1 protein-coding gene and 1 pseudogene are annotated in these 3,296 nt (G+C 59.7%); both read left to right on the top strand.

Going from position 1 to position 3,296, the window contains the following annotated elements:
• The first annotated feature begins 445 nt into the window (after nt 1-445).
• Nucleotides 446-2,368 carry an AI-2E family transporter gene (locus tag VGG64_20985; protein HEY1602092.1) on the top strand — a complete coding sequence of 641 codons (1,923 nt, stop codon included), beginning with the start codon at nt 446-448 and terminating at the stop codon, nt 2,366-2,368.
• A 470-nt stretch (nt 2,369-2,838) separates the two neighbouring features.
• Nucleotides 2,839-3,039 (top strand): annotated as a pseudogene (locus tag VGG64_20990) (IS21 family transposase).
• Nucleotides 3,040-3,296 lie beyond the last annotated feature (257 nt).

A 3,296-nucleotide genomic window follows, 5' to 3' on the forward strand; every position in this document is an offset into this window, starting at 1 on the left:
CTGACGTTGACGTTGACCCGAGTAACATCCTTAACGCCGAGTTCGTCGTTGTAATCGTCGGTCATAAACCGACTGCGGAGCAGGATGGGCGTTGTGGCGACGAAGCATCGTGATCTTTGGCATGAAGCGGATGTGCCCTGACCCTTGCCCTCAACCTCCAGTCGAGCCGGCTCCCTTCGCTGTCCTGCCAACAGGCGTTGTTGTGGCCTCGTTGGGTGCGGCCAGACTCATCACGGGCCAGCAGCTTCGGAGTTCCCTGCGAGAGCAATCGCGTGGAAAAGGCGCTACGGGCCTTCGCCACCCATTCGCATAAGTCATCGCTCGAGATCGCAGTTCAGGCGCGGCGGGTTTCCCGTTTAATGATCGGCTGAGCTTGATAAGAAAGTGATCAGAACGAATAGAGCACTTGTGGCATTAACACTTCGTTATGTACCGGGCGGAGCCGATGGCCGATGATGAAGTGACAGACAGCCGGCGCCCGACTGTGGTGGCGCCGGCGGAAACGCCTGGCCTTAGGGGCCTGTTGACGCTGGCCGTTGCCGTGGTGGTGGTAGCTGGCCTGTATCTCGGCCGCACCGTTCTGATCCCGATCACCCTGGCAGTGCTACTGTCCTTTCTGCTGGCACCCATCGTCAATCTGCTGCGCCGTATCCATCTGGGTCGCGTGCTGTCGATTATCGTCGCTGTCTTGCTCGCACTTAGCATCATATTGGCGATGGGCGGTTTGATCGGCGCCCAATTGGCGGGATTAATGCAGGACGTGCCGCAATATGCCAGTACGGTGCGCGCTAAACTCGAATCCGTCCAGACCTTCGCGTCCACTCGGATGAAGTTCGTGACGGGCCGCTTCGGACCACAGTTTGAACCGGCGGCCCAACCCCACGAAGCCAAGAACCCGGCCGAGCAGAAGCTTGTCCAGGTGGAGGTTCACCAGCCAGACCCAACCCAATTTCAACTTGCGGAACGGATCCTCTCCCCGATTGTCGACCCCTTGTCCACCACGGCGATCGTATTGATCGTCGCGATTTTCGTGTTGTTGCAGCGCGAGGATCTGCGCGATCGCCTGATTCGCCTGTTTGGGTCCTCTGATTTGCATCGTACCACCGTTGCGATGAACGACGCAGCGCGTCGATTGTCGCGTTACTTCCTGACCCAGCTTGGAATCAACGCGGCATTCGGCCTGATAACGGGAACCGGCTTGTTCCTGATCGGCGTGCCATCGCCACTCTTGTGGGGGATTATAGGGCTGCTGCTTCGCTTCGTGCCCTATGTCGGTGCTGCCCTCGCTGCCGTCTTGCCGCTGGCACTGGCCGCCGCCGTCAGTCCTGACTGGTCGATGACGTTGTGGACCGCCGGGCTCTACTTGATCACCGAGGTGATCATGGGCCAGGTTGTCGAGCCGCTTCTGTATGGCCACAGTACCGGTTTGTCGCCGTTCTCCGTTGTGGTGTCAGCGACGTTCTGGACCTGGCTTTGGGGACCGATTGGCCTGATCCTCTCCACGCCGCTGACGTTATGCTTGGTCGTTCTGGGCCGGCATGTCGAGCGGCTGGAGTTTCTAGACGTGATCTTGGGGGACCGGCCCGCTCTGACGCCCGTTGAGAGCTTCTATCAGCGTATGCTGGCGGGCGATCCGGACGAGGCTCGCGGCCAAGCAGAGGTACTACTGCGCGACCGTCCGCTGTCGTCCTATTACGATGAGGTTGCTCTGAAAGGCCTACAACTTGCCGCCAACGATGCTGCTCGGGGGGTGCTGACCGAAGCTCAATTGGAACGAATCAAGACTTCGATGCAGGACTTGATCGACGATCTGGATGAGTATGACGACCAGGATCCCGAAACAACGGAGGTGGCCGATAGCGCGCCGACAGCGCCCTCGCGTAGCGAGCAGGCTGTGCCACGGCATCCTGCCCCAGGCAGGATCGCGGAGGATGCGTTGCCGTTAGCGTGGCGTACAAAGGCGCCCGTGCTCTGCGTCGCCGGTCGTGGGCCGTTGGACGAGGCGGCGGCCAGCATGCTAGCTCAGTTGCTGCACAAGAACGGCCTCCGCGCCCGTGTCTTGAAGCACGAAGTGACATCGCGTACGCATGTCGGCACACTGGACGGTGAGGGTGTGGTGATGGTGTGTCTTTGCTACCTGGAGATCACCGGTACGCCGTCTCATCTGCGCTACCTGCTCCGTCGTCTGCGGGGGCGTCTCCCTGCGGCTCGCTTGTTGGTCGGATTGTGGCCCACGGAGCAGGCGATTCTGACAGATGACCGTTTACGGGTGGCGCTCGGCGCGGACCTTTATGCCTGTTCGCTGCGCGAGGCGGTGGAAGTTTGCCTGGATGCGGCTCGGTCGGACACTTACCCCACCGCTGCGTAGCCGATCGCGATTGTCTCGCTCGAATTTTAGGTGGCCAGTGCCTGTCTGGTCGTGCTTGTCGGCAGTTCAAACAATACCAACGGCTCCGTCCCAAGTGTACGGAGCGGATCCATGACACCCAAGGAGAATTTTAGGGCTTTAACCCATGAACGAAATAAAATTGCCGAGCCGAGTACATTTCGCCTGTCAACTACAACAGCCGCTTCCCGATCACGTGCATTCAGTCGATGCCGGCAAGCGTAACGAACCGGCGACACAATCTCGCACATGGGCTGGCGTGCAAACTACGCCAATGCCCTACCGGCTGCTCAAGGCGATCGACCTACACATATGTTCAGGTCCGGGCGGCAGCCCAAAAGCAACCGAGGGGAGCGCGAACGAGGAAGGCTTTCAATAATTTGGCGCATGTTTCGACGAATTCTTACGCAGCGGGTTCCAATGCCTCTTTGTCGCACGCTGTAATTGGTTGCTTTCTGCCCCGGCTGTGCCGCCCGTACCGAGCACAGACCAAAGGTAAGGTCGAACGTTTCATTCGATACTTACGTCACAGCTTCTGGGTGCCGCTGGACAGCCGGTTGCGTCCGCTCGGCGTAAAGGTTGATGCGGCAACAGCCAACATAGAAGTCCGCAAATGGCTGCGTGACACGGCGAATGTGCGGCTGCACGGCACGACCGCTTCGTCACAGACGGGGGGGCGAGCCTGCTAATGCTCCCTGTCTTCGCAGCCATCGGATCCGCATATCACAATGATCAGCGTACCAGAAAGGGCCGCGCGACACCGCGGCAACCCGGGTCGAGACGAAACACCCCACCTGCCTGTGGCTCTCTTGCCTTTGCCTCCGCGCTCATTTTATCCGATGCGCTGGTGAAATAGAGCGTGGCGAGGTCATCGCCGGCAAAAGCAGGCATTGTCGGCTGACTAACCGGT

It is taken from the genome of Pirellulales bacterium (assembly GCA_036490175.1).
In the GTDB taxonomy this organism is placed as follows: domain Bacteria; phylum Planctomycetota; class Planctomycetia; order Pirellulales; family JACPPG01; genus JACPPG01.

Bases quoted from the DNA above. Each gene is read 5' to 3' on its own strand.
- VGG64_20985 (HEY1602092.1), top strand. From the start codon at position 446: ATGGCCGATGATGAAGTGACAGACAGCCGGCGCCCGACTGTGGTGGCG.